A 25,127-nucleotide genomic window follows, 5' to 3' on the forward strand; every position below is an offset into this window, starting at 1 on the left:
AACCTCCATTATCGCTTGGTCTTTACAATAGCCAAGCGCATTGTTAGATGAGCATAACAAGACTGGCTAAATCGCTACCACGAGACGGGAATGAGCACGTATGAAAAAACCGAGTTCAGATTTGCTGACAGGGGAGTTGCTGACCGAGTTTCGCACCGTGTCATTTATGATTGCGATCTATTGCCGAGATCATCATCAAACCCATGAGAAGAATCAGCAAGGCTTGTGCGTTGAATGTCAACGCTTAATGAGTTATGCGGAAGGCCGCTTAGATCGCTGTGCCTATGGGCAGAATAAGCCGACCTGTAATCGCTGTCCTATCCACTGTTACAAGCCTGAGCCGAAAGAGCAGATGAGGCAAGTTATGCGCTATGCAGGGCCCAGAATGCTATTGCCACATCCTATATTGGCATTGCGTCACTTGTTGCACGAACGTAAAGAGGCGCCAAACAAACCGGCTCCGAATCAATCCAATCGTCATTGCCGAATGGCGGATAGAACCAAGTAAAAGTCGAGATAGCAAAAAGGGGCTAAAGAGCCCCTTTTTGTATTGGATAATGTCGCACTAAATCGCTTATTCGCCAGCCATTGCTTGACGCTTGGTCTTGATACTTGCGAATAGCATGTAGATGCACGTTGCCATCAGTGTCGCAAAGAGGTAACCCAATAAGCCTTGCTCACCCAACATAAAGTGATCAGCAAGCACAGGGCCCGCAACAGAGCCGATGCTGTAGCTAAATAGCATCACTTGCGTGACTGATACAATGTAAGCCGGATCAAGCTTGTCACAGCCAAGGTTAATCGCTACTGGGTAAAGGGCAAAAATCGCCATACCCAACACAAACAAGCTAATACCTAAGACGTAAATGCCATTGCCAATCGCGGTAAAACCAATTGCTGCTACACCCAGCAGGCAGAACAGTGCCATTAGCAGAGTACGGCCAAGGTATTTTGATAGCCATGGAACGATAGGTTGAACAGCCATGCCACCTAGAATCACCAACGCCATTAGACTGCCAAGATCACCATTGTCGATGCCACGGTTACGCAGCTCAACAGGCATTAGGCCGTAAATCGCACCCAACGTCATACCAGAAACAATACAGCCAATGATCGCAGCATGGTTTAGTTTGCTGATCTGCTTAAGTGATAGTGCATGGCTTTGCCCTTCTTCTGGCTGATCAGTACGGCCAAAAGCCAATACGATAATCGCTAATACCAACAAAGAAATGATCGCAATAAATGGAATACTGCCTGTTACGCCAAGTGCACCGATACCAAGTTGACCAAGTGAACTACCGCCGTAAAGTGAGCCCATGTACAAACCAAGACGTTTGGCACGCGCGCTTTCATCGCCATGAAGCAACCATGATTCTACGATCACAAATACGCCTGCCACCGCAATACCCGCGACAAAGCGAGCTGACAGCCATGCTGGAGCATTGGTAAAAGCCGGTAGTACAATAATTGTGGCGATAAACGCCAACAAGCAACCAATGAAGGCTTTACGGTGACCGGTTTTATTTACGATTGGCTCAAACACCATCGCACCGACTAACAGACCGGCATAAAATACACTGGCTAACCAACTCGCCAACGAAACGTCCAAACCATAGTGTGGAAGCATTAGCGGGATGATACTCATTAAATAGCCAGACGCCACCGCATATAAAGCAAGCGCAATTACAGGTACTGAAATGCGAGCTGGAGATGCAGGAGCAAGTGTATTTTCCAATGTCGTAGCCTCATGTTACTCGCTCTTATCATGGAGGGATAAGAGACAAAAAAGGGGGAGTTGATGGGCGGACTATGGGGATTTTTTGAACAGGCGTAAAATGAAAAGTTTTTCCCTTGACGATAAAAATTAATTATCGATATAGAGCCTGTATATTTATGCAGATAAATATACAAAAAAGCCGTCAAAAAAGACGATTTGACGGCAGTTAAGTTAGATTAATTTATTTTGTAATAGCTTGTGCAAGCCATTGTTCAAACTGGCTTTTAGGTAGTGCGCCATTGATAAAATCGACTCTTTGGCCGTTTTTAAACACCATAACGGTTGGAATGCTTCTAATCTGATATTGCATAGCCAAGTTTTGCTGTGCTTCGGTATCGATTTTTACAAAACGAATTTTCCCAGATTGTGCTTGAGCAACGTCGGAAAACACCGGCGCAAAACCGACACACGGGTTGCACCAAGGCGCCCAAAAATCGATCACGACAGGTTGTTCGCTATTGAGCAGTGTGTTGAGGTTTAATTCCGTTCCTTCGATCGGAGCACCATCAAGTAACGGGTGCTGACATTTACCACAAACTGGGCTTTCTGAAACACGTTCAACCGGCACGCGATTGACACCTGAGCAAGATGGACAACGAGTATTAAATGTAGACATGGCAACTTCTCTTTTTATTTGAATTCTTTTTGTGTAATCGCGCTCTCTTGAGGGCACGTGCCTATAGTTATACTATCAGGTGAAAGAGAAGAAAATACCAAGGATCGTAATGAGCACCAATAACACTCAAGTACAACCCCAAACAGCAGAACCTGATTATGCACAAACTCGTTTTGCGGAAATAACGGGTTGGGGTAAATGTCTTCCGCCAGCGACGCTGAGCAATGACGATTTAAGCACCTTTCTCGAAACGTCTGACGAATGGATCAGAAGCCGAACGGGCATAGAGCAGCGTCGCATCAGCCATGTTGATACCTCTGAGATGGCAACGGTCGCCGCGCAACAAGCCATCGCGTGTGCAGGATTGGTTGCGCAAGACATTGATTTGATCATCATCGCCACTTGTTCACCCGATTCATTGATCCCAAATATTGCCTCTAAAGTATCGCAAAACTTGGGCATACAAGGCGCCACGGCGTTTGACTTGAATGCCGCTTGTACTGGCTTTGTTTACGGTTTGGAAACGGCGACGCGGCTGATTCAGGCTGGTAACTACCAGCATGCTCTGGTTGTCGGGGCGGAGCGCCTCTCGTTTTATATTGATTGGACGCAGCGCGATACCGCAGTGTTATTTGGTGATGGCGCAGGTGCGGTGGTACTGAGTAAAACAACCCAAGCACTTGGCTTACAACAAGCTCAATTGGGTTGCGATTCACAAGGGCGAGATATTCTTGCTGTACCGAAATTTGGCACTTCAATGGACCGTTTTGCCGCAGATAACGGTTATTGGAGTTTTAACTTCGTTGGTAAAGAAATTTTCAAGCGTGCAGTGAAAGGCATGAGCGCGGCGGCGCAAAGTGTTTTAACTCGCAGTGGATTAACCACTGAGCAAATCGATGTTGTGATCCCACACCAAGCGAATATTCGCATCATTCAAACCTTGTGTGATATTGCGGGCATTGAGCAAGACAAAGCGTTTATTAATATTCAAAACTATGGCAATACCTCGGCCGCGACCGTACCGATTGCTTTGTGTGAAGCGGTTGAGCAAGGAAAAATCAAAGCGGGTGACAACTTACTTTTAGCCGCTTTTGGTGCGGGTTTAACATGGGGCGCTGGCCATATTAAATGGGGTCAACGAGTGACTCCGTTAGAACAAAGTGCTCTCGCATTGCCTGAATGTCAGCAAAGTGCTCTCGAGTTATTAGAAAGCGCGATCGAGCATTGTAAAAACAAGCCGGTATAGCGAAAAACAAAACCATACAGATAGTTACTCTCGCCAGAGAGTGTTAAAATTGCGCCCAAAATAACGATACCGTTAGGGCGCAAATGAAGTTCCTCCACACCTCCGATTGGCACTTAGGCCGACAATTCCACAACGTCTCACTACTTGACGATCAACAAGCGGTTCTCGAGCAAATTATTACTTATCTTGAGCAAAATCCAGTGGATGCCTTAGTGATTGCTGGTGATATCTATGATCGCAGTGTTCCACCAACCGCGGCGATTGAATTGATGAATCATTTTATCGATAAAGTGTGTGGAGAACTCTCACTCCCGATTATTCTCATTCCTGGCAACCATGATGGTGCGCAGCGCCTCGGTTTTGCCGCTAGCCAAATGAAAAATTCGGGCCTGCACATCTTAGCCAATTTTGACGATATGCTCACTCCCGTCGTGATTGCCAGTGATGTTGGCGAGGTGGCCTTTTATGGTATGCCTTACAATGATCCGGAATTAGTGCGCCATTATTACCAGTCTCAATTGGCCTCTGAACCGGATGCCTCCGCCGTTTCTATTAAAGATCACGATGATGCTCATAAATTGTTGGCTGAGCGCATTACTGCACAATTTAACCCGAAGCAGAAAAACGTATTGATTAGCCATTGCTTTGTTGATGGTGCGATTGAGTCTGAATCTGAAAGACCTTTGTCGATTGGTGGATCTGATCGCGTTAGTCATCAACATTTTGTGCCATTTGATTATGTTGCGCTAGGCCATTTACATCAGCCGCAGAAGAAAGGCGAAGAGTATATTCGCTACAGTGGCTCGTTGATGAAGTACAGCTTTTCGGAGCAGCACCAGGCTAAAGGCATGACCTTGGTTGAGTTAGATCAAGATGGCTTTAAGAGCGCGACACATATTCCGCTCACCGCGCCGCACCAAATGCGTATTATTGATGGTGAAATGGAGGCGATTTTAGCGCAAGGTAAGAGCGATCATAATCGCCACGATTACCTATTGGTTAGATTGCAAGATAAGCATGCCATTCTCGATCCAATGGAAAAGTTGCGTAAGGTTTACCCAAATGTTTTACACCTTGAGAAGCCGGGAATGTTGATTGGTGTTGATCAACAACTGGGTAAAGCGCGTTTAGCGCGCGGTGAACTTGATATGTTTAAAGATTTTTTCCTCGAAGCCAAGCAAGATTCAATGACCGAAGCCCAAGAGCAGGCGGTTAGCCAAGTTATCGAGCAATTGACTCGTCACAAGGAGGCTTAACCGATGACACCATTAAAACTCACCATCCAAGCCTTTGGTCCATTTGCAGGCAAAGAAGAGATTGATTTCACCAAGCTGGGTCACGCGCCGCTGTTTTTGATCAATGGCCCAACGGGGTCGGGTAAAAGTTCGATTTTAGATGCCATTTGCTTTGCACTTTATGGTGAAACGACCGGTAGTGAGCGTACCGGCGATCAAATGCGTTGCGATCATGCCGCGGCCGATCTAGTCAGTGAAGTGAGTTTTGAATTCTCGCTTGGTTGCAAGCAATATCGAATCGAGCGCGCCCCTGATCAGATGATGCCGAAAAAACGCGGTGATGGTCTAACTAAAAAAAGCCATACCTGTACCTTGTTTCAAATCGATGCGGGCCAAGAGATCCTCATCGCTAATAAGCCGACACCAGTGGGGAAGGCGATCGTTGAAATTATTGGTTTGGATGTTAAACAGTTCCGCCAAGTGATGGTATTGCCACAGGGCAAATTCCGCGAACTCTTGATTGCCAACTCTAAAGAGCGCGAAGTGATCTTTGGTCAGCTATTCCAAACGCACATCTATTCAGCAATTGAAAAAGCGTTATTTGATAAAGCCGCGCATATCCGCCGTGCTAAAGATGAGTTTGATAATCAAATCAAAGGTGCATTGGATGTTGCTTCAGTCACCAGTGAAGATGATCTCAACGCCCAACGAGACGCGCTAACTCCGCAAATTACTCAAGCTGATGAGCAACTTATTAGTGCGAAACAGGTGCTAGAGAATGCTCAAAGCCAATATAAAAGCGCGGCTGATCTCAGTAGTAAATTTGCTCAGCGCCAAGCCCTGCAAAGTGATCAGCAGCAACATCTAGCCAAGCAACCAGAAATGGAGCAATTGACGCAGCGTCGCAAACAAGCCCAGCAAGCGCAGTCATTGAGCCTACCTTACAGTCAGCAACACCAAGCCAGTGCCAAAAATCACGCTGCGCAAGGAGAGGTCACGCGAACCGAGCAGCAACTTAGTATGGCGCAGCAAAACTTAACCCAAGCGCAGGTTCAAGCTGAGCATGCGAGCCAAGCGGCTATGGTGATTCCTCAATTGAATCAACGCTTATTTACACTCAATGAAGTGACAAAGCGATTGGTTGAGCGTGATAAACAGCAAGCGCATCTCAATCAAGCTGAGCAAAACTGTCGTCAACTTCAGCAACAGTTTGAAGGTAATACTCAGCAAGCAGAGAAGATCGCACAGCAAATTCAAACTCAGCAACAGGCGCTGCAGCAAGCCAAAGAGCAACAAATTGGCTTACCGACAAAAATTGAACAGCTTAAGCAGATCATGAAACAGATCAATACCCATCAAGATCTGTTGAACACTCAGCAAGCCGCGCAACAGTTTCACGCGATTTTACTTACCAAGCAGAGCGAGTTTGACCAAGCTAAGCAGCGTACAGAACAGGCGCAACGCGAGGCCGATCAATTAGAGTACTACTGGCATACTTCCCAAGCGGCGCAACTGGCGAAAACACTGCATTTAGGCGAGCCTTGCCCGGTGTGTGGCAGCAACGAGCATCCGCATCCCGCGACGTTTACCGAACGTGAGGTGAGTAAAGAGCAAGTGGATCAAGCTCGCCTAGTCCAGCAACAACATCGACAGCAGCAAGAGCAGTGTAGCCAAGCGCTGCAGCAGGCGCAGATGGAGGTGGCTAAGGTTGAGCAAGCGGTTCTTGGCTGGCAAGCACAATTAGGCGACTCTCCGAGCTCAATAGAATCGTTAAAAGCGTCGGCGGCAACGTTGAGCCAGCAAATTGAAACCTTACAAACGATCAATGTGGAACAACTTAGCCAAGCGGTGCTCTCTTCAGAGCAGCAGGCTGCGCAGTTGAAACAGCAGTGCCAGTTGGTGGAGAAGCAACTTGATGATGCTAAGCAGCAGGCGGCGACACTGCGTGGTACGTTACATTCATTGATGCAAGATATTGCGCCGAACGAACAAGATATTATCGCCGTCAACAGTGAAAAGCAGATGCTTGAGCAACAACTGCAGAAACTACAGCGTGACGAAAGCCAAACGAAAGCACAGCTTGATAGCGTACAAACACAGCAAGTGGCCGCTTACACCCAGTGGCAAGAAGCGGAGAAGCAAGCGAACAATGCAAAAAGGGATTTAGAGCAAGCACAACAAGCGTGGAGTTCTGCATTAACGCAAAGTGTCTTCAGTGATGATAATAGCTACTTGATGGCGAAACTTGAGCCGCAACAAATTGAAGCGATTGAGCAGACCCTCAATCAATATGCTGAACGTAGCTCGACCCTAAATGGTGCGCTAAGTACCTTAGAACAAGACTTAGCGGGATTAGAGTTACCGAATGTTGAATTGCTTGAACAGCAAAGAGCACAAGCGGATGGTGCTTATCAAGCCAGTTTGGATGTGAAGAGTAAACTGCAATCGGTGCTGGATAACCTCAACAAGGTTGCCGCTCGTTTGAGTGAACTGTATCAGCAGAATGCCGCACTAGAAAAAGAGTATCAGGTGATTGGTACTTTGAGTGATATTGCCAATGGCCGCACGGGATCAAAAGTGAGTTTGCACCGCTTTGTCTTAGGGGTCTTGCTTGATGATGTTCTGATTCAAGCTTCACAGCGCCTGCGAGTGATGAGTAAAGGTCGCTATGAGTTGCGTCGTCGTGAAGAACGCGCGAAAGGCAATGCTGGTTCTGGTCTCGACTTGATGGTGGAAGATGGCTACTCCGGTAAGTTACGCGATGTAACGACGTTATCCGGTGGCGAGTCGTTTATGGCAGCGCTTGCGCTTGCACTCGGCTTATCAGATGTCGTGCAATCATACAGTGGTGGTATTCGTCTTGATACGCTGTTTATCGATGAGGGCTTTGGCAGTTTAGATCCTGAATCACTCGATCTGGCGATTCAAACCTTAGTCGATTTGCAGCAGGGTGGGCGAACCATTGGCTTGATTTCACATGTTAGTGAACTAAAAGAGCAGATGTCACTGCGGGTTGATGTGGTTGCTGAACGAAACACCAGCCATATTAAATTGCATGGTGCCAGCCTCTGAATCTTAAATCAGTCGTGATATTGGCAAATATCACGATTGACGACTTCTTTTTAAATGATAAATTTCTCAAATCGTGTCTAATTAATTAAACTATCGATACGCAGTTGGCTCAATGGTAACAAAGAGCTGAAAAATCGATATGAGAAATATGATGAATTCGGTTCGTAAGGTATATCAGTATGCAGAGCCCAACTTAACCGTCATTGGTTGGATGGGCTTTTTGGGTTTCCCTGCTTATTACTATGTGTGGGCGCAAATGTTCCCGCAAAGTTACGAATCTTTACCTCTGCGTTTGTTTTGTTCATTACTGTTTGGCGTGATTGCTTTGCGTCATTACGTGCCTGCTTATCTACAGCGCTATCTGCCGCTTTATTTTTCGATTTGTGTCCCTATTTGCTTGCCGTTTTTTTTCTCATACATGATGTTTAAGAATGACTGGTCAACGGTGTGGGTCATGTCTTTTATGGCAGCGATCTTAATTCATGTCTTGTTGGTGTATCGAACGGCACTTATGTTGCTGCAAACCACTAGCGCGATTGGTGTTTCGCTTCTACTGGTTTATGGCCCTAATATTGATGCTATTGCCAATCACATCGTATGGCCTTACGTACCAATATTTGCTTTTACTTATACTTTTGGCAACGTCTTCTATCTGCGCAGTCAAACGGAATATCAAAGCCAGGTCTCACTGGCAAAATCCTTTGGTGCCGGTATTGCCCATGAAATGAGAAACCCACTCAGTGCGTTAAAAGCGTCGTTAGATGTACTGGAGTCTCTGTTGCCCAAAATGGCCAGTAAGACCGATTCGGCAACGCCTCTACTCCTTGATAAACAATCGTTATTGTTGGCGAATGAGGTGATCAATGATGCCAACGAAGCGATTCGTAGCGGTACGGAAACCATCGATCTGTTGCTCACTTCGATAGATCAGAACCGGATCACTAATGCGACCTATCGTAAGCATTCAATGCGTGAAGTGGTGGAAAAAGCGATAGCCAGTTTCTCTTATCCAAGTAAAGTGGACAAAAATTGCGTATCGATTTCACTCGAACAAGATTTTTTCTTTTTTGGCAGCGATACGTTGCTTAAATACACCTTGTACAACTTGCTAAAAAACGCGTTTTACTACGGGATACGTGACAATTTCATTATTTCAATCGAGCTCAAGCGATGTAACGGCGTTAACCTCTTAATTGTGCATGATAATGGCGTCGGCATGAGCGCCGACGTGCGTAAGCATATCTTTGAAGACTTTTATACTTATGGAAAAGCGACTGGTCATGGCTTAGGGCTGCCATTTTGCTTTAGAGTGGTTAAAGCGATGGGTGGCGAAATTCGTTGTCGTTCGGAGCTGAATCACTTTACTGAATTTACGATTTCATTACCGCCTTATAGCTCAGCGGCGGTGAATAATATTAAGCTTGATATGATGAAGGCCAAGTCGATACTTTATATTGGCACATCGAGCATGCTGAAACGTATCTTGGAGGATAGTGCTTTTTATCAAGGTTTTAAACTCACTTCAATGACACTAGAAAAAGCCCTCAACTGCGAAGAGTACGAGTTTGAGTACGATGTGGTGATGGTAGATATTGACAAAAATATGGCCAAGCAAGCCAGCCTTGAGGCACTGGAGATGAAATTCAGTTTTACTCAAGCCCGAATTGTCTATCTATACGATAAAGAGTCAGTGTACAGCTATAACATCGAACGCAGTGTTGAATTTTATCCAGTTGAAAAGTGTCAACTCTTAACCCAATGCCGCCAAGTGATGGATCAATTGTGTTTTGAGTCACCAAAAACCAGCCGCAAGCTCGAGCATCGCGAGCAGAGCTACAACGGAAAAACCTTATTGATTGCCGATGATAACCAATCTTTTCGGGCTTATACCGCGATCTTGATGCAGCAGTATGGATTCAATGTACTGCAAGCGCAAAATGGTCAAGGGGTACTTAATCTTTTGGCTCAAGTACCTGTTGATTTGATTGTGATGGATATTGAAATGCCGACGATGGATGGTGTGGCCGCCGCAAGAGCGATACGCTCTAATGAGAGCGAATATGCGTTAACGCCAATCATCGGTTATACCGGAGATTCAACACATAGTATGGCTGAGCGTATCCGCAGTGCCGGGATTAATGATTACTTGGTGAAACCAGCCAACAGTGAACGCTTACTGCAAAAAATTGCTCAGTGGCTCTAATGACTGACTGATCACTACCAATGACTATTCAGATGCTAGCTTTTACTCTCATGGCGGCGAAATCCTTCGGGAAAGTACATTTTTACATATCCAATCGAAACCCAAATCACCAACACAGTGGCGATCGAGAGCTCAAATAAACCGAAGTCGTGCAGCCAGTGCCAACGTGGATGATATTGCTCGAAGAAAGAGGTTAGCCGGTGCATGGCGACGGCGCTGATCACCGACGGAAATGTGACAGCCGCAATCGACGGTTGGAACTTCAATCGCATCAAACGTAAGTAGCATAGGTAGATCATCAACGTCATGGTGATCGCAATACCTGCTAAGGCTCCGGTAAGAATAGGATCGGGCTGCTTAAAGTTAACCAAGTAGGTTGCCAAGGTTAAATTGATTGGTGCCGCCATGATGGCGAGAGTAGGCCTTGCTCTACGCGGTAACATCCCTTCAAAAACCAAGCGATACAAAACCAGTGGTAGCATGAAGAAGTAAATCGTAATACAAATGTTGACCAAGGTTTCTGAGAAGAGCGTATGGCCAAATTGCGTTCCCGCCAGCGAGCTGCTGATGAGTCCCACCGGATACAAAAACCAACTCGGCACAATGTTCGACATTTTGAAATTGGTCAGCTGAAAGCCAAAAAATAGCACCATCATGGTGACATGTAACAGCAATGCAGCAAACCAGATAGGGTAGGCAATAATCGGGGAGATCACCGCGAGATAATCACACAGAATTAAGAGTGCCATACTCATCGGCGCCATCAGGCTACCGCTCAATGGATGGCGTAAATCAGCAATAAAAATTTTTGGATTAGTGAAATACTTGATCAGTACTGGCGCCAGTAGCAGCGCACCTAAGGCGGCAAGATAAGGGCGGATCACTTCGCCTATTTCGGGGATATATAATGCCCACGCATGACCAAGACCGATCATACCAAGAGCTAAAGCCGCCTGAGAAGGGGGAACGTTTTGAAATTGTGTCAGCCTTCTCCAGTTCAAGCCGAGCTCCTAAGATATATATTTTGCACAGCTATTTACTGTACTTGATCGTCAACATGATAGGCAGCGTAGATAGCCCAATCGATAGGCGCAGATAATATCAAGCTCGGTGCTAGTGATGCAATTCTCAATTCCCGTCGCGCGGTAAGTCAGCTTGTCTTAGCTTCTCATTTTTTAGTGTACGGTGGAGTAACTGGCTATAAATCGGTTGGCCACCAAGCATTTGGGCAAAAATTACCGCGCCTAAACTGGTGATGATCAAGGGGAGGATCAAATAGTAGTTATTGGTCATTTCGATCACCAATAAAATACCGGTGATTGGCGCGCGCACTGTGCCTGCAAATAGTGCTCCCATTCCGGCAATCGCGAACATACCCGGAGTGATTGGCAGTTCAGGAAACATTTGTTGTGCGATAAGACCAAAGGCATAACCAAATAGGGTACCTAGGGCCAACATTGGCGCAAAAATCCCACCGGGAGCGCCGGAACCAAAACAGATCATGGTAGTGACGATTCGACCTGCAAATAACAACAACAAAAAGCCTGCCGCGTAATCGCCGTTCGTGATGTTAGGAATGAGCGCGATGCCGCCGCCAGTCAGTTCTGGCATATAAAGCAACATGATGCCAAAACTACCGCCAATCAGTGAACCTGTCAGCAAGTAGCGTTTACGGTCATTATTGTGAAAACGAACAAACAGGTCTTGGGAGAAGGTCACTAATCGGTTGAAGACGACGCCAAAGATACCAAACAGACCGCCGAGCACTAAAAACAGCCATAAGGTATTGAGTTCGGGTGACTGATATTGCGGCATGGTGATCACCGCTGATTGACCATTGATATAGCGAAAAACAATATTGGCCGAAACCGAAGCGATGATCACCGCGCGAATCGAGATAATCGAGTAGCGAAATTGTGGTCGCATCTCTTCAACCACAAACATAATGCCGGCTAAAGGTGCGTTAAAGGCGGCAGCGAGGCCCGCAGCAGCGCCGGAGGCCAGTAATGAATGACGGGTATCATCATTCTTGATCCGGAAAATGTCCGTCACCATGCGACCAATCGCACCGCCCATTTGAACGGTTGGACCTTCACGGCCAAGCACCATCCCTGAGCCTAAAGCGCCCATACCGCCGAAAAATTTCACCGGTAGTACCCGCCACCAACGCACAGGACGGATGCCATCCATTGCGCCTTCAATTTCAGGAATACCAGACCCTGCTGCTTCAGGAGCAAAACGGTGTACTAGATAATAACCCACAAACGCGAGAGCAGCACTGATGATAAACGCCGCTAACCATAATGGTAATGCGCTACCAATCTCGGTTTTTAACCACTGGGTTCGGGTTTCAGAAACAAACTGAACAGCATGTTCAAAGTAGGTGCCAACAAAGCCAGCAAGCACACCCACCACTAAGGACATCAGCAATACGGGGATTGGCGTGGTGTCTTTCGAGAGAAACTGATTAATCGCATCTTTAGGCATTTTTGCAAGAAACGATTGCTTAATTTGCTCTCTTTTAGTCATGGAATGTCGTACCTCTTCACTGGGTGGAACGTAAAATACTCTTGAATTGGATGCTAAAATTATACGCCCTTACACCTCTAACTATAGCGATAAGAATGCAATTTTGATTTCCATATTTGATTATTTGTGACCAATAGGCATTAATGTGTTTTGTTGCTTATTTGTTGGGTTTTTTAGCTGTAAATCACACTTTGAAACTTGCGCTTTAGCTAAATTGAGCCATATTTAAGGTGTAAGGCAATGTGAACCAATTCGCATGGAGGAATAAATGCCTTACCTACAATTTGGATGGAATCAACAATTCATTTCTATAGCCTCGTTTTATATCAGAATGCATCTATAGACACTCTGATTCGCAAACTCACGATTGAGTAACGAGGGATAAGGCGCACTGATGGTGCGCCTTTTGTCGTTTAGAGCATCGACTAATGTAGTGTTGCTAACTATCCGTCTATTATTCAATCGACTAATCAAGCAATTAGCCTTGTAAGGGGCGGTTTTCCTTCATACTGATACTGCAACCAAGCGGAAGATAAGGGTATAATTTACCTAATATCAGTTCGGAGAATCGCAATGACGTTAAGAGTGCCAACCAATATCATCACTGGTTTTTTAGGTGTTGGTAAAACCACCACCATCCTAAACCTGCTAAAAAACAAACCTGCTAACGAGAAGTGGGCAGTATTGGTGAATGAGTTTGGTGAAATCGGTATTGATGGTGCGATATTGACCGATCAAGGCGCGTTGATCAAAGAAGTCCCAGGCGGCTGTATGTGCTGTACCGCAGGTGTGCCGATGTCTGTTGGTATTAATGCGTTACTGCGCCAAAAGCCGGACCGTCTCATCATTGAGCCCACTGGACTTGGCCACCCTAAGCAAGTTGTCGCAACGCTGACTTCCGAGCAGTATCAAAATTACGTTGACCTGAAAGCGACGATTGCTTTAGTTGATCCGCGTAACCTGCTGATTGAAAAGTACACCACCAACCAAAATTTCAACGACCAACTTGATAGCGCTGATGTGGTGGTTGGTAACAAAGTCGATTTGTGTGCGGTGGCCGATATTGATGCGTTCAACGATTGGATCACCAATCAATCGCCGGCAAAGATCTTCAGTAAACTGGTTAAGCAGGGCGATCTCCCACTGGAAGTGTTGGATATCGAACGTGTACACGGCAGCGCATCAAGCCATATTGAACATCACCATCACGATCACGCCAGTCAAGAACCACAATTTGAACTGCCACCGGGTGAAGCTTTTATTCGTCGTGAGAACAAAGGGCAGGGCTACTTTAGCTGTGGTTGGTTGTTTGGCGTAGAATATGAATTTGATTTTGATTTGCTGTTTTCAATGTTGTCAGATCTGACCGCTGAGCGTATCAAAGCGGTGGTGAATACCGATCAGGGTACTTATGCATTTAACGTGGCCAACGGTGTGGTGTCAGTCAATCAGATGAGTCTATCAGGCTTTGAATCACGCCTAGAAGTGATTGACTCTCAACTGATGCCTTGGGGACAATTAGAGGCTATTTTGCTGAAATTGTGCGGTATTACATCATCTGATTGCGACAAATAGTGTCGGGCTATTTTGCCTAGATAAAAAGAAAGGGTGACGTTAGGTCACCCTTTTGCTTGTTCAGAGATCGCGAGGCTATCTCGCGCTAAGCATCAATTAACGTTTGTTCTTCAAGTAACGCTTACGACGCTCTTCTTTCTTTTTGATCTTTTCTTCGAGCTTACGTGCTGTTTCAATTTCAACTTGCACAAGCTCTTCAGTGATCATCTCTGGACGCTCAAGAGTGACTTGGCCCAACGTACCGCTACGCAGTTCATGCAGCAAAATTTCAGAGGCTTTGTGTAAATCAACACGACCACCAGAGCGCAGAGCTCCGCGACGACGGCCAATCTCTTCCATTAGCTCAACATCGCTTTCAGGCAATTCTTCGATCTGGTAACGCTCTTTCAGCTTTTCTGGATAAGCTTGTGCAAGGTATTCAACCGTGTAGAAAGCCACTTCGTCATATTCCATTGCCGTATCTTTTACTGCGCCGGTTGCGGCAAGGCGGAAACCGCTGTGTGGGTTTTCCACTTTTGGCCATAAAATTCCCGGAGTATCCGACAATACAACCCCATTTTGCAGGTTAATACGTTGCTGACGACGAGTCACCGCAGGTTGGTTACCAGTGATCGCAATAGTACGACCAGCCAGTGAGTTGATAATGGTCGATTTACCGACGTTAGGAATACCCATGATCATGGTGCGAATGTTTTTACCAATCTCTTCACGGTGTGGTGCTAGTTTTCGGCACAATTCTAGAATCTTTTGTACTTCTTGCGGCTGTGATGTGGTGATCGCCATCGCTTTAACATTTTGCTCTTTTTCCAGATGCTCAATCCAAAGTTGAGTCATTTCTGGATCGGCAAGATCACGTTTGTTCAGCACTTTTACTACCGGTTTATCACCACGTAGTTCGGAGATCATTGGGTTTTCACTACTAAATGGAATACGAGCATCTAGCACTTCGATGATGACATCGATTTGAGGGATCGCTTCTGCAATCTCCTTCTGTGCTTTGTGCATATGGCCAGGGAACCATTGAATAGACATGAAAATAACCTTGTTTTCTGATTTTGAGCTAATTGTAAGGGGAAATAGCACAGAGTAAAGGATTGAGTCAGTAAAGATCGCGAATCTCACCTTAAATCCACAAAGCCTCGGCGATTGATTCTACTTTAAAGGCTAAGCGAGGGGGCGAAATCAACGTAAACTAATGCTACTGATTGAGCGAATAATGTGTTTGTCGTAGGGTTAAAATTTTTTAGATTAAGAATAGGATAAACCGATTGAACTAATAGGTATTTACAATTAAACAAATAATTCGAATAAATATATAGTTTTAGAGGGCAGAAAAGAGCTTTTGTATGTCCATTGATTAAGTCGATTAATGGATAGCACGCATTGGAGATCAACCATGCAGATGTCAAAAAGCTTTTTACTAATTACAGTTGGTATTGTCAGTACATCTCTACAAGCTCAAACGCTAACAAGAGATAATGGCGCACCAGTTGGCGATAATCAAAATTCAATTACAGCAGGTGAAAACGGCAGCGTTTTGCTACAAGATGTTCACCTGATTCAAAAGTTACAACGTTTTGCCAGAGAACGTATCCCTGAACGCGTCGTCCATGCCAGAGGTACCGGAGTGCACGGTGAATTTGTAGCATCGGATAACTTCAGTGATTTAACACTATCCGCACCTTTTTCAAATAAAGGGAAGGTTACTCCAGTATTTGTTCGCTTTTCAACGGTGATTCATTCGCAAGGGTCGCCAGAAACACTTCGTGATCCACGAGGTTTTGCTACTAAATTTTATACTGAGCAAGGAAACTGGGATTTAGTCGGCAACAATCTGCCCGTATTCTTTATTCGTGATGCAATTAAATTTCCGGATATGGTTCACTCGTTGAAGCCGTCACCCGTTACAAACGTTCAGGATCCAAATCGATTTTTTGATTTTTTCAGCAATGAACCAAGTGCGACAAACATGCTAACTTGGGTTTACAGCAATTTAGGTACACCTGCAAGTTATCGTACAATGGATGGCTTTGGCGTTCATGCCTATAAATGGGTAAATAAGCAGGGTGATGTCAATTACGTTAAATTCCAATGGAAGAGTCAACAAGGGATTGAAAATTTACGTCCAAAGGAAGTTACTAAGATGCAAAGTAAAGACTTTAATCACCTAACTAACGACTTGTATGCTGAAATTGAGCAAGGAAATTTCCCTAAGTGGGATCTCTACGTAAAATTGTTGACGCCTGAAAGCTTAAGTCAGCTTGATTATAATGGGTTGGATGCGACGAAAGTCTGGTTGAATGTGCCGGATCGAAAAGTAGGGACGATGACACTGAACCGCTTACCTGAAAATTTCTTTCTAGATACGGAACAAGCGGCATTTGCGCCTTCTAATCTTATACCTGGTATAGAGCCATCAGAAGATCGTTTGCTCCAAGGAAGATTGTTTGCCTACGCGGATACTCAACTATATCGTCTGGGTGTGAACTTGTTCCAACTTCCAATAAACAAACCACTAAATCAAGTGGTCAATCATAATCAGAATGGAATGAGTAATAATGAGGTTACACAAGGCGATGATGTCAACTATGAGCCAAGTGTAAAGTTGAAACTTGGGCAGGATGATCAATTTAAAATTGTACAAAGCAAGTTGTTTGGAACCACCCAACAAAAAGCTATTACTAACCCACGAAATTTCTATCAAGCCGGTGTTCAATATCGTGCCATGAACGCACTCGATAAAACGGATTTAATAGAAAATCTTGCTGGAGACTTAAATAAAGTAACGGATAAGGACACCAAAACAACGATGGTGAGTTATTTCTATCGTGCAGACAAGGAATACGGAACACGTTTAGCTAAAGCGACAAATACTGCACTCTCATTGGTTGAAAAAAAAGCAGCTATGTAATTTTAAGGTTTGGCCTACAGGAGAATTTAACTGCTCTTTTCTGCCCGAAAATCAGATCTTCTGTAGGCCATTTTAGCAGTTATTAAAGATGATAAATAAATGAAAAAAATAACTATGATTAGTTCGTTTATCTTTTTACTGAGTATGCCTTTGGTCTCAATGGCTTCTGAACAAAAGTCTGAAGAAGAATATCAAGCAATTGTAGAGCTATATTTCGATGCAGCACGGATAGGAAACAATGAAGTGATCGATATGTTTTTGTCTGAGGGATTTCCAGTCGACCAACGTAATCAACAGAGTTATACCGCATTAATGGTAGCTGCATATCAGGGAAACAAAGAAACGGTTAGATTGTTACTTGCTTCCGGTTCTAATCCCTGCTTACAAGATAAGCGAGGAAATACGGCTTTGATGGGAGCATTGATTAAAAGAGAAGTAAGTATTGCAAAGGATCTGTATGTATCCGAATGTTCAAGCGAGGTCAGAAACAAAGCGGGCTTGAATTTATATGAGTTCGCCAAAATATTTGGTCAAAGTGATGTATTAAAAGATTTACAAAAAAAGTAACATAAGCTAAGCCTGTCTATATTTTTATAGACAGGCATTGAATAATGGCTAGATTATTTTTGTATCACAGTTTTCGCTAATGGAATGTATGATTAACGAAGATAGGAACGCAAATCGTCTTCTATCGAGTATTTTAGATATTATTTTCTTCTTTCCGCTTAAACCGAAGTGCTTAGAATGAATTTTTATTTCAATAATGTCACCTTTTTCAAATGTGTAAACATTTTTCTTAAGTAAGTCTTTAGCTTCCTTTCTAATCAAACCCAGATCTAGCAATCTGTTTATTATAATTATGTCCAATTTGTTCTGATTTGTCATATTTATTATTCTTAGGCGTAATTGTTTTTATTGAATAAGTCAGGAATTCTGATTTTTTTCTTTCCCAAGCTAAGTTTAATTGTGTGGATGTCTAGTTTTGAGTGACAATGTTCAGAAAACTGTTTGCTTTTGAATTCTCTAATGCCAATTCTAAATTTAGTCTTGAAGACTCTTACGGCGGTGTTGTAGTTTTTAAATCCGGCTTTGTATATTAAATTATTAACCGGTGTTTTTGGGTACGACAACAACAAGTTTTTTAAAACTTCCACACGATAGTTGTTTACTAATTCAACGAAATTTGTGTTGTTGTTAGAAAGGATGTACTGAACTTTTCTTCTAGACATATAAGCTTTTTCGCAAAGAGAATTAAGATTAAACTCTTCGTTGGATGCGTTTGACTCAATTATGCCTATAAGTTTGGAAAAAGTGCAGTTTAAATTATTCTTGTAATTATCTACGCCAATAATATTTGCAATGGCCATGATTTCATAGAATGGGCTTGGAGAGGATAATAATGCTTCGAGTAATATTCGAACTAATCTTTCATGTATATGTGTCTCTAGAAGATCGTGGAATTTAGGCATTCCAATGTTAACATAAAATGATTTTTCGATGAAAATAAATTGAGTTTTTTCATTTATTTGTGCTTTAAAAGAGTCTTTTACTAGAATCAACTGATTATCATTACAGAGAGTTTTTCTAGTGCCATTTTCGAATGTGATACATTTTTTGCTATTAGAAATAAGTATGATGAATTTACCTGAATATATTGGATTGGAATTGTCGAAGTGAAACTCTCCTCGTGCTCCATCCACATATGTCACTAATTGGTGGTTTATCAACCTGAAATTTTCGGTTTTTATCGTTGATTTTTGGTTAAACAAGAAGTTAACGTCTTTATTTTTATTGTATGTCATTAGGGGATGCATTCCATTTATATCTAATACTATTCCGGCTTTAGCGTCGCTAATGTTGTCAATGAACTTTTTTTATTTTTAATTTTAAGTACTAGTATCTCGTGCGCATTTAATCTGCGACTTAATAATAACATTATCAAGTTAATTTATCTTTATTGCGCAAAATGGGTTATTTATTGCGCATTATGTTAAGTTTTATTTTCTTTCAAAGCTTGGGTGTTAGTGTTGCGCAAAGTGGTGTGTTTATTGCGCAATTTGATGAGTGTGGTTTTAGATGAGCGATTAATATGAGCGGACCAAATGAAAAGTTACCAAAAATTTAGGTTAAAGTTTTTCATAAAGGTATCACGCCTAACTACGGGCAATACTACGAAAGCAAAAGAGAAAGAAAAAATGAAGTCTATTGATACATCAAATAAACCAGCTTTGAACATATTGAAAAAGCAGCGCGGTATGACATTGCTAGAAGTGATTATCGTTCTAGGTATCATGGGTGTCATCGCTGCTGGTGTCGTCGTACTCGCTCAACGTGCAATCGACAACCAGAACGTAAGTAAACTGTCGCAAGCACTAAACGTTATTCAAACATCCATGGTTCAAACATACCGAAGCCAAAAATCTTACCCGCCAATCGCTACGGTGGCTGATTCGGCAAAATTAACCAAGGCACTAATTTCTATGGGTAAAATATCAACTTCTGACATAGTGAACCCATTTACCGGAGCCCAACTAGAAGTTTACACTACCGCTGACAACAAGGCCGCAAACCGCGGTTTTGCGATTAAAGCAGGTAACCTATCTCAAAACCAATGTCGCGCAATTGTATCAAGTAGCAACGAACTATTCGCATTCATACAAGTAGAGCCGGTTGGTGGCACGTTAGCTACTGATATGTATGTGGACCCGAAAGCAAATGAACCAACAGGTGTAATTAAGTCGACTAAAGGCGGTGTAAATCAGTTTGATATTTCAAATCTGGATCAGTTGACAGCGCTATGCGGTGGTGATGCTGGTGCAACAACATATTACGACTTGTTCGTAGGTAACAGATAATTAATTAAAACTATACACCAGGGCTAATTATGAAAGCTAAACAGCGTGGAGCTACGTTGCTTGAAGCAATATTGGCTGTGGCTGTTATAGGGTGGGTGCTTGCATATTCAGGCGCCCAACTTATAAGAACTGCAAAAGAGAAAGAATTAGAGAAAGCAGCAGGAAAAGTTGTTGAGCTACAGTATGTAATTAAACAATATATGACGGATATTTATCTACTGACTGACAAAGATGCGCCACTTGATAAAGTAGTTAATCCAATTCTAGAAATAGATGAACTAGGTCCTGATATACAGCTGTCTAACAAACTTGAATGGTTAAAAAACGCAAGTTGCAAATTTACAGACGGTTCTTCAGGGGACATACCTAGTGATGTATTAAGAAGATACCTAAATTGTAACTATAGTGCAGACGTATTTTCACTAAACTACTTAGGTAGTAGTTTTGATTTTAAACGTTACGATAACATCACTTATCCAAAAGCTAAACGAATCGCAATTGATGGCTCTAGTGTTTACGTAGCTAATTCAGCCAATTTTCAAGATTTTTACAGTGTTGTGGGGAAGCTGACAAATATCGAAGAAGATGATGGTTACAAAATAACGGAAGATAATATAGAGATTGGTGAAATATCCGTATCTGGTGAAAAATACCGTTGGGTTGGTGAAAGAAAAACATTATCAGAATTCTTGTCGAATGACATAGAAGAAATTGATGCTTTTATAAAAAAAATTGAAACATCTGCGAATAAAGTAGGACTGAAAATACGTATATATTATGAAAACGATATTTCGTTAAAGCGTGATGGCTCTATACCTATCGCTATAGGTGCATCATTATGTTGGGATAGTGCATCATCTAGCAGTCGTCCGTGCATTTCTTTGAATAGTAGTAAAGATGAACCGAATAAAGACCATATAGTTATAGATAGTGGTCTGGTGTTTGGTAAAGACAAAAAAAGAACACCAGTGATAATTGATTACCATTCATTTGGTTCAAGCGGTTCTCCAGTAGAAGTTAATTTTTTATCTTGTCCAATAGGTGACCGTTGGAGTAACAAAATTGTTGCGATAAACAGTTCTTTTTCATCAGGTTCAGAAGCAGGAACAAATTTCAGTAATCCAGAAGAAATTATAAGTAAAGGCACTAAAGGTGCAGATGGAAAACATGCTTTTATTTCCGGATTGTCGTTAGAGTGGAAAGCTATTGACGAGAAATGGGAGATCAAGGGCGCGGTGGCAATAGATGCTGCATTTGAAAAAGATAATGGTAATTCATCATTACTCAAAAATCCGAAGTCAATGTCTTTTATAACCATGCAGTGGTGTGAAGAGGAATAATAAAATGAGACTAGCGTTACTATTGATCTCTGTCTTTCTGACAGGGTGTGGAAGCCTAAATAGCAATTCAACAAGTATTGAGCAAGATGAGTCTACGCTACTTTACCCCGATACTAATGGGGAGGAAATACTAGCAAGTGAAGAGAATGTTAATTGGTTTGAAGAAGGCTTTGTTGAAGAAGAATTGGCAGCCGACGTTGAACTACTAAAAAATGAAAACGAGCTAGTGTCATTTGATTCGACAATGAATGGACTGAAATTAACGGATGTTGAAGTAATAAACCAAATAAAAGTCAATTTCGAGTCCGGTGATTCACTAAAAGAAAGGCTTTACGAATTTCTAAGTGAAAATGGATACACGCTGATATGGAAAACTGACAAAAATGTTATTTTTGATAGCCAAGTTATCTATTCGGGAGCTGGTACATTAGATGTAATTAAATCCTTGGCTAATGATCTCAATTTAATGGGTTTAGATCTGCATGTTAATGTTTACAAAAAGAATAGTGTTGTTTTAATTTACTCGGTAAGAGGCTAGTATGAATAAGTTTGTTTTTATTATTGCGACAGTACTTGTTGCAGGTTGCTCTTCGACTGATAATAATGGTCTTAATAAAGATCTATTTAATCAGATTGATGCTGGAGTTAAATCCAGAGATAAAAATATTTCAAACTATTCAGAGTTCGATAATTCTTATCTTTCTATTACTAATAGCACTAAAAAGAGTGATTTTTTAGAATTGCCAATGAGTTTCTATAGTGTGTCACCTATGACTGTAGGTGAGGTATTAGACGTAGTAGAATCACAATTTAAGGTGTCTTATTACCTATCGGATATGCTTTCTCTTTCTGATGAAGACAAAGATATAATAGATGAAAAACGAAAAGTGGCCTTTGAGGGTAAATTAGGTGATTTCTTTACCTATGTAGGCAATTTGTACGGCATGCACCTTGAAATTGATGCAAGTAACATACTAAATGCCAGTCTTTATCAAAGCAAAACATATAGCCTTGACCAATTTATAGATAATACAAAAGCCAAAGCATCGTTATCTGTAGGTGGTGGTGATGGCGCTGCTACAGGATTTAGTGCATCTTCCGAACACAGTGTAGAAAGTGATACGTGGGAAAAAATTGAAGAATACCTAGAAAATTCAATTGGAGAGGATGGTTCAGCAACGATTTTAGAAGATTTTTCAATAGTTAAGGTAAAAGCAAGGCCGTGGGTGATCAAAGATATTGATCAATTATTCGCGAGGCTGAAAGCTGAAAGTCAAATGCAGGTATCTATTCAATATCGCGTTATCAGCATCAATAAATCGAAGTTAGATTACGTTGCAGCAAATCTTGGTATCGATAAAACAGGCGATGATTTCTCAATTACTAGTGAATTAATTGACGTGATTTCATCGAATTCGGTGACTAGTGGTGTTTCGTTTACAAAACGTTCAGTTAGTGGTCGATTAGAAGCAATCGTTAGAACTATTGGACAAGATGTTGTGAGTGAGGGGCAGTTTGTTGGTTTGCCAAACCGAATTATGCCTATCAATTTGACCACAACATCATCATACATTTCAGAGATTGAAAAAACCGATAACGAAAATATCGATAAGTCGACAACTTCGATTAAAACTTCTGAGCTTAAAACTGGTTTAAGCATGCTAATTCTACCTAAAGTTTTAGAGGATGGTCGAATTCAATTGACATCTGGGTTTACTCGCAAGCAATTGATTAGCCTGGTTCGTCTAGACGGTGTGCAATTACCAACAGTGGATGAAAACGAAACGCTATCAACAGTTACTTTGGACTCTGGTGATGTAGAGTTAATTACTCTTTATAGAGGGAATTCGGAAAACTCACAAAAAGCAGCGCAACTGTTTGGTGCAGGATACGAAGATAGCAAAGAAGACAAGGTTATTGCAGTATTGATTGGTGCCGATAGCTACAAACTAGATAGTATAGTATCGAGTAAATAATGTACTTAGAAGACTATTTGTGGATACAAAAAACCGACTCAACATATAAAGAATATGAAAAAAAACAATGGAAGCCGATATTAAGTGTGAAGACGGTAAGCGGGGAAATATACTACTGCCTAGCCAAATTTAAAACACCGATATCAGATGCAGATAAAGAGAGACTACTCGCACCACTTTGTTTGGTTAACGAGGAGTATCGTAGTGGAATTACAAGTATACCAACTAAAGACTTAGGATACTTATGGCTGGATAATAAGTGTTTCTTCCTTGCTAATGATACAGTAAATGAGATTAAAGAATCACTAATAAGTAACACGCTTGATATCAATCTTATGGACGCAAAATCTCTTGAAGGTATGGTTCAATCTGCTGATATAAAAGTAAGGAGCTATATCGGTGCGAGTATATATCTTATTTCTAGCTTAGTGTTGGCTCTAACATTTGTTGGTGGGTTTTATATATGGTTATTTTAGATAAAATTTCTGGTAAATTTAGTAAAGTTATAATCGCGATGTCTGCTTTTATATTTATTTTGATCGTGATTGGTGTGATTTACATGGTTGATAAATATAATAAAGAAGAGGCGGATAGACTTAAAGTTCAACAACAGGTTCAACAAGAAAAAAATCAAAGAGACCGATATATTACTGCGATGGATTCGATATCTCAAACACCTGGAATCCAGGATGTAGAAGGTCTTTTTGATGAACTTGAAGGCGATAAACAAAATCTGCAAAGCTTAGGTTGGAAGATGCAAGAGTTCAGCTGTACAGGGTTCTTTTGTAATATTAAATTCTCTAAGATTGATGGTGCGTTCTTCGAGTACGTAGACATCGTTAAGAAAGGAGAGGTTCATACTCCGATGTTTAATGAGAATGAACTTGTTTTTGAGAATTTACCGTATGATTATATCGAAAGCACAAATGACAGTCCCTTTAAATATCAATCATGCACGGATGCTATCTCTTCTATGTATGAATTTAAATCTATATTCAACAATCGCATTATCAATGACTTGACAGTTTCAGAGCCAGCTCCAGTTTTTAATTTTAGTAAAATTTATGATTGGGCAGATATGAAGGATCTTAAATATATTGATGCTAGTGTTAAGTTTGATAATGTTATTACAATCAATTTGTTGAATGATTTCTATACCGAAGAAGAAGTGTACTTTAATTTTTTCAGCGCAAAAGAGAATTCTTTTGATCTGGGATTGAAAATTTACTGCATGTGAGATGATTATGAAAAATAAATTTATTTGTGTGAGTTTTATGTTGGCTTTTTCTACTGTTTCGTTAGCGCAAGACGTTAAGTTCTACGAGAATAACATTAGTTCAATAGAATCTTTGAAAATGAAGTTAGAACAGTTAGAGCTGAAGAAAAAAATATTAGATGTTGAAATTGAGATAAAAGAAGGTTCAGACAAACTACAACCTACGGTAAGCAAAGCGATTTCTACATCTTCTGAGTCAAAAGCAGTGGTTAGATTAGAATTGTTGAAGGAAGAATCTTTTGATCCTAAATTAGTAAGATTGATGTATTTAGTCGGTTCTGGAGACCACGTTGCGGCAATACTCGCTTACAAAGATAAAACAGAGAATGTCATGAATGGGCGTAGTTATAAAGGGTGGCGTTTAAATATCAAAGATAGGAAAGCATCACTGGTCAAAGGTCCTGAAGTCATCGAATTATGAGAATACGATTCTTAACTGACGACGTTAATCGCAAGTTTATTAAAGAAAACGGGTCTATTATCACTTGCCTTGAAGATAGTCGGTTTCAGGTTGTC

The 25,127-nt window shown here is 42.0% G+C and carries 21 protein-coding genes; 15 read left to right on the forward strand and 6 right to left on the reverse strand.

The genetic code is table 11. From position 1 onward, the window contains the following. Positions 1-100: 100 nt before the first annotated feature. Positions 101-508 (forward strand): nitrous oxide-stimulated promoter family protein, encoded by a 408-nt coding sequence (locus tag RH86_RS08225; protein ID WP_009385880.1) that lies wholly within the window; start codon positions 101-103, stop codon positions 506-508. Positions 509-574: 66 nt separating this feature from the next. Here the strand turns inward: RH86_RS08225 and RH86_RS08230 are convergent, their stop codons facing one another. Both RH86_RS08230 and trxC read right to left on the reverse strand, forming a co-directional pair. Next, the gene (locus tag RH86_RS08230) at positions 575-1,735 is read right to left on the reverse strand and encodes an MFS transporter (protein WP_005598735.1); all 1,161 of its coding nucleotides are present in this window, start codon (positions 1,733-1,735) and stop codon (positions 575-577) included. A 223-nt stretch (positions 1,736-1,958) separates the two neighbouring features. Next, positions 1,959-2,393 (reverse strand): thioredoxin TrxC, encoded by a 435-nt coding sequence (trxC, locus tag RH86_RS08235; protein ID WP_009385881.1) that lies wholly within the window; start codon positions 2,391-2,393, stop codon positions 1,959-1,961. A 109-nt stretch (positions 2,394-2,502) separates the two neighbouring features. On the opposite strand from trxC, the gene RH86_RS08240 reads away from it, so the two are divergent. From RH86_RS08240 to RH86_RS08255, 4 genes are all read left to right on the forward strand, one after another. Then, on the forward strand, positions 2,503-3,639 hold the full coding sequence (locus RH86_RS08240) for a ketoacyl-ACP synthase III (RefSeq protein WP_009385882.1): 1,137 nt from the start codon (positions 2,503-2,505) through the stop codon (positions 3,637-3,639). 83 nt (positions 3,640-3,722) lie between these two features. After that, positions 3,723-4,895: an exonuclease SbcCD subunit D gene (locus tag RH86_RS08245; RefSeq protein WP_009385883.1), complete on the forward strand. Its 1,173-nt coding sequence runs from the start codon at positions 3,723-3,725 to the stop codon at positions 4,893-4,895. A gap of 3 nt (positions 4,896-4,898) precedes the next feature. After that, positions 4,899-7,946, forward strand: a complete 3,048-nt coding sequence (locus tag RH86_RS08250) for an AAA family ATPase (RefSeq protein ID WP_009385884.1) — start codon at positions 4,899-4,901, stop codon at positions 7,944-7,946. A gap of 151 nt (positions 7,947-8,097) precedes the next feature. Then, positions 8,098-10,149: a hybrid sensor histidine kinase/response regulator gene (locus RH86_RS08255; RefSeq protein ID WP_009385885.1), complete on the forward strand. Its 2,052-nt coding sequence runs from the start codon at positions 8,098-8,100 to the stop codon at positions 10,147-10,149. Positions 10,150-10,184: 35 nt separating this feature from the next. On the opposite strand, the gene RH86_RS08260 is transcribed toward RH86_RS08255, so the two are convergent. Then, positions 10,185-11,150 (reverse strand): TDT family transporter, encoded by a 966-nt coding sequence (locus RH86_RS08260; protein WP_038219452.1) that lies wholly within the window; start codon positions 11,148-11,150, stop codon positions 10,185-10,187. A gap of 127 nt (positions 11,151-11,277) precedes the next feature. Beyond that, entirely contained in the window at positions 11,278-12,678 is a 1,401-nt protein-coding gene (gene clcA, locus RH86_RS08265) for a H(+)/Cl(-) exchange transporter ClcA (RefSeq protein WP_009385887.1), read from the reverse strand. A 573-nt stretch (positions 12,679-13,251) separates the two neighbouring features. On the opposite strand from clcA, the gene RH86_RS08270 reads away from it, so the two are divergent. Next, the gene (locus RH86_RS08270; RefSeq protein ID WP_009385888.1) at positions 13,252-14,253 is read left to right on the forward strand and encodes a CobW family GTP-binding protein; all 1,002 of its coding nucleotides are present in this window, start codon (positions 13,252-13,254) and stop codon (positions 14,251-14,253) included. A 96-nt stretch (positions 14,254-14,349) separates the two neighbouring features. Here RH86_RS08270 and ylqF read toward each other — a convergent pair whose 3' ends face one another. After that, a complete protein-coding gene (gene ylqF, locus RH86_RS08275; RefSeq protein ID WP_009385889.1) occupies positions 14,350-15,285 on the reverse strand; it encodes a ribosome biogenesis GTPase YlqF in 936 nt (311 codons plus the stop codon). Between the two features lie 364 nt (positions 15,286-15,649). Between ylqF and RH86_RS08280 the strand changes: the two genes are divergently transcribed. Then, entirely contained in the window at positions 15,650-17,164 is a 1,515-nt protein-coding gene (locus tag RH86_RS08280; protein WP_009385890.1) for a catalase, read from the forward strand. A 99-nt stretch (positions 17,165-17,263) separates the two neighbouring features. After that, on the forward strand, positions 17,264-17,731 hold the full coding sequence (locus tag RH86_RS08285) for an ankyrin repeat domain-containing protein (protein WP_009385891.1): 468 nt from the start codon (positions 17,264-17,266) through the stop codon (positions 17,729-17,731). A gap of 329 nt (positions 17,732-18,060) precedes the next feature. Here the strand turns inward: RH86_RS08285 and RH86_RS08295 are convergent, their stop codons facing one another. Further along, a complete protein-coding gene (locus tag RH86_RS08295; RefSeq protein WP_009385893.1) occupies positions 18,061-18,966 on the reverse strand; it encodes an AraC family transcriptional regulator in 906 nt (301 codons plus the stop codon). Positions 18,967-19,266: 300 nt separating this feature from the next. Between RH86_RS08295 and RH86_RS08300 the strand changes: the two genes are divergently transcribed. Genes RH86_RS08300 through RH86_RS08330 form a run of 7 tightly spaced genes read left to right on the forward strand, consistent with a single transcriptional unit; the run spans position 19,267 to position 25,032 of the window. Beyond that, complete coding sequence (locus RH86_RS08300; RefSeq protein WP_317623638.1) at positions 19,267-20,019, forward strand: type IV pilus major pilin; 753 nt, start codon at positions 19,267-19,269, stop codon at positions 20,017-20,019. Positions 20,020-20,048: 29 nt separating this feature from the next. Beyond that, positions 20,049-21,359: a type II secretion system protein gene (locus tag RH86_RS08305; protein WP_009385896.1), complete on the forward strand. Its 1,311-nt coding sequence runs from the start codon at positions 20,049-20,051 to the stop codon at positions 21,357-21,359. A gap of 4 nt (positions 21,360-21,363) precedes the next feature. Then, entirely contained in the window at positions 21,364-21,897 is a 534-nt protein-coding gene (locus RH86_RS08310; protein ID WP_009385897.1) for a TcpQ domain-containing protein, read from the forward strand. A 1-nt stretch (position 21,898) separates the two neighbouring features. After that, positions 21,899-23,335: a toxin co-regulated pilus biosynthesis outer membrane protein C gene (locus tag RH86_RS08315; protein WP_009385898.1), complete on the forward strand. Its 1,437-nt coding sequence runs from the start codon at positions 21,899-21,901 to the stop codon at positions 23,333-23,335. Then, the gene (locus RH86_RS08320) at positions 23,335-23,811 is read left to right on the forward strand and encodes a hypothetical protein (protein WP_009385899.1); all 477 of its coding nucleotides are present in this window, start codon (positions 23,335-23,337) and stop codon (positions 23,809-23,811) included. Before RH86_RS08315 ends, RH86_RS08320 begins: the two co-directional genes overlap by 1 nt. Beyond that, positions 23,799-24,572 (forward strand): hypothetical protein, encoded by a 774-nt coding sequence (locus RH86_RS08325; RefSeq protein ID WP_009385900.1) that lies wholly within the window; start codon positions 23,799-23,801, stop codon positions 24,570-24,572. Before RH86_RS08320 ends, RH86_RS08325 begins: the two co-directional genes overlap by 13 nt. A gap of 7 nt (positions 24,573-24,579) precedes the next feature. After that, positions 24,580-25,032, forward strand: a complete 453-nt coding sequence (locus tag RH86_RS08330; protein WP_086026438.1) for a hypothetical protein — start codon at positions 24,580-24,582, stop codon at positions 25,030-25,032. The last annotated feature ends 95 nt before the right edge of the window (positions 25,033-25,127 follow it).

Origin of the sequence: Vibrio sp. N418 (assembly GCF_000222565.1) — a bacterium.
In the GTDB taxonomy this organism is placed as follows: domain Bacteria; phylum Pseudomonadota; class Gammaproteobacteria; order Enterobacterales; family Vibrionaceae; genus Vibrio; species Vibrio scophthalmi.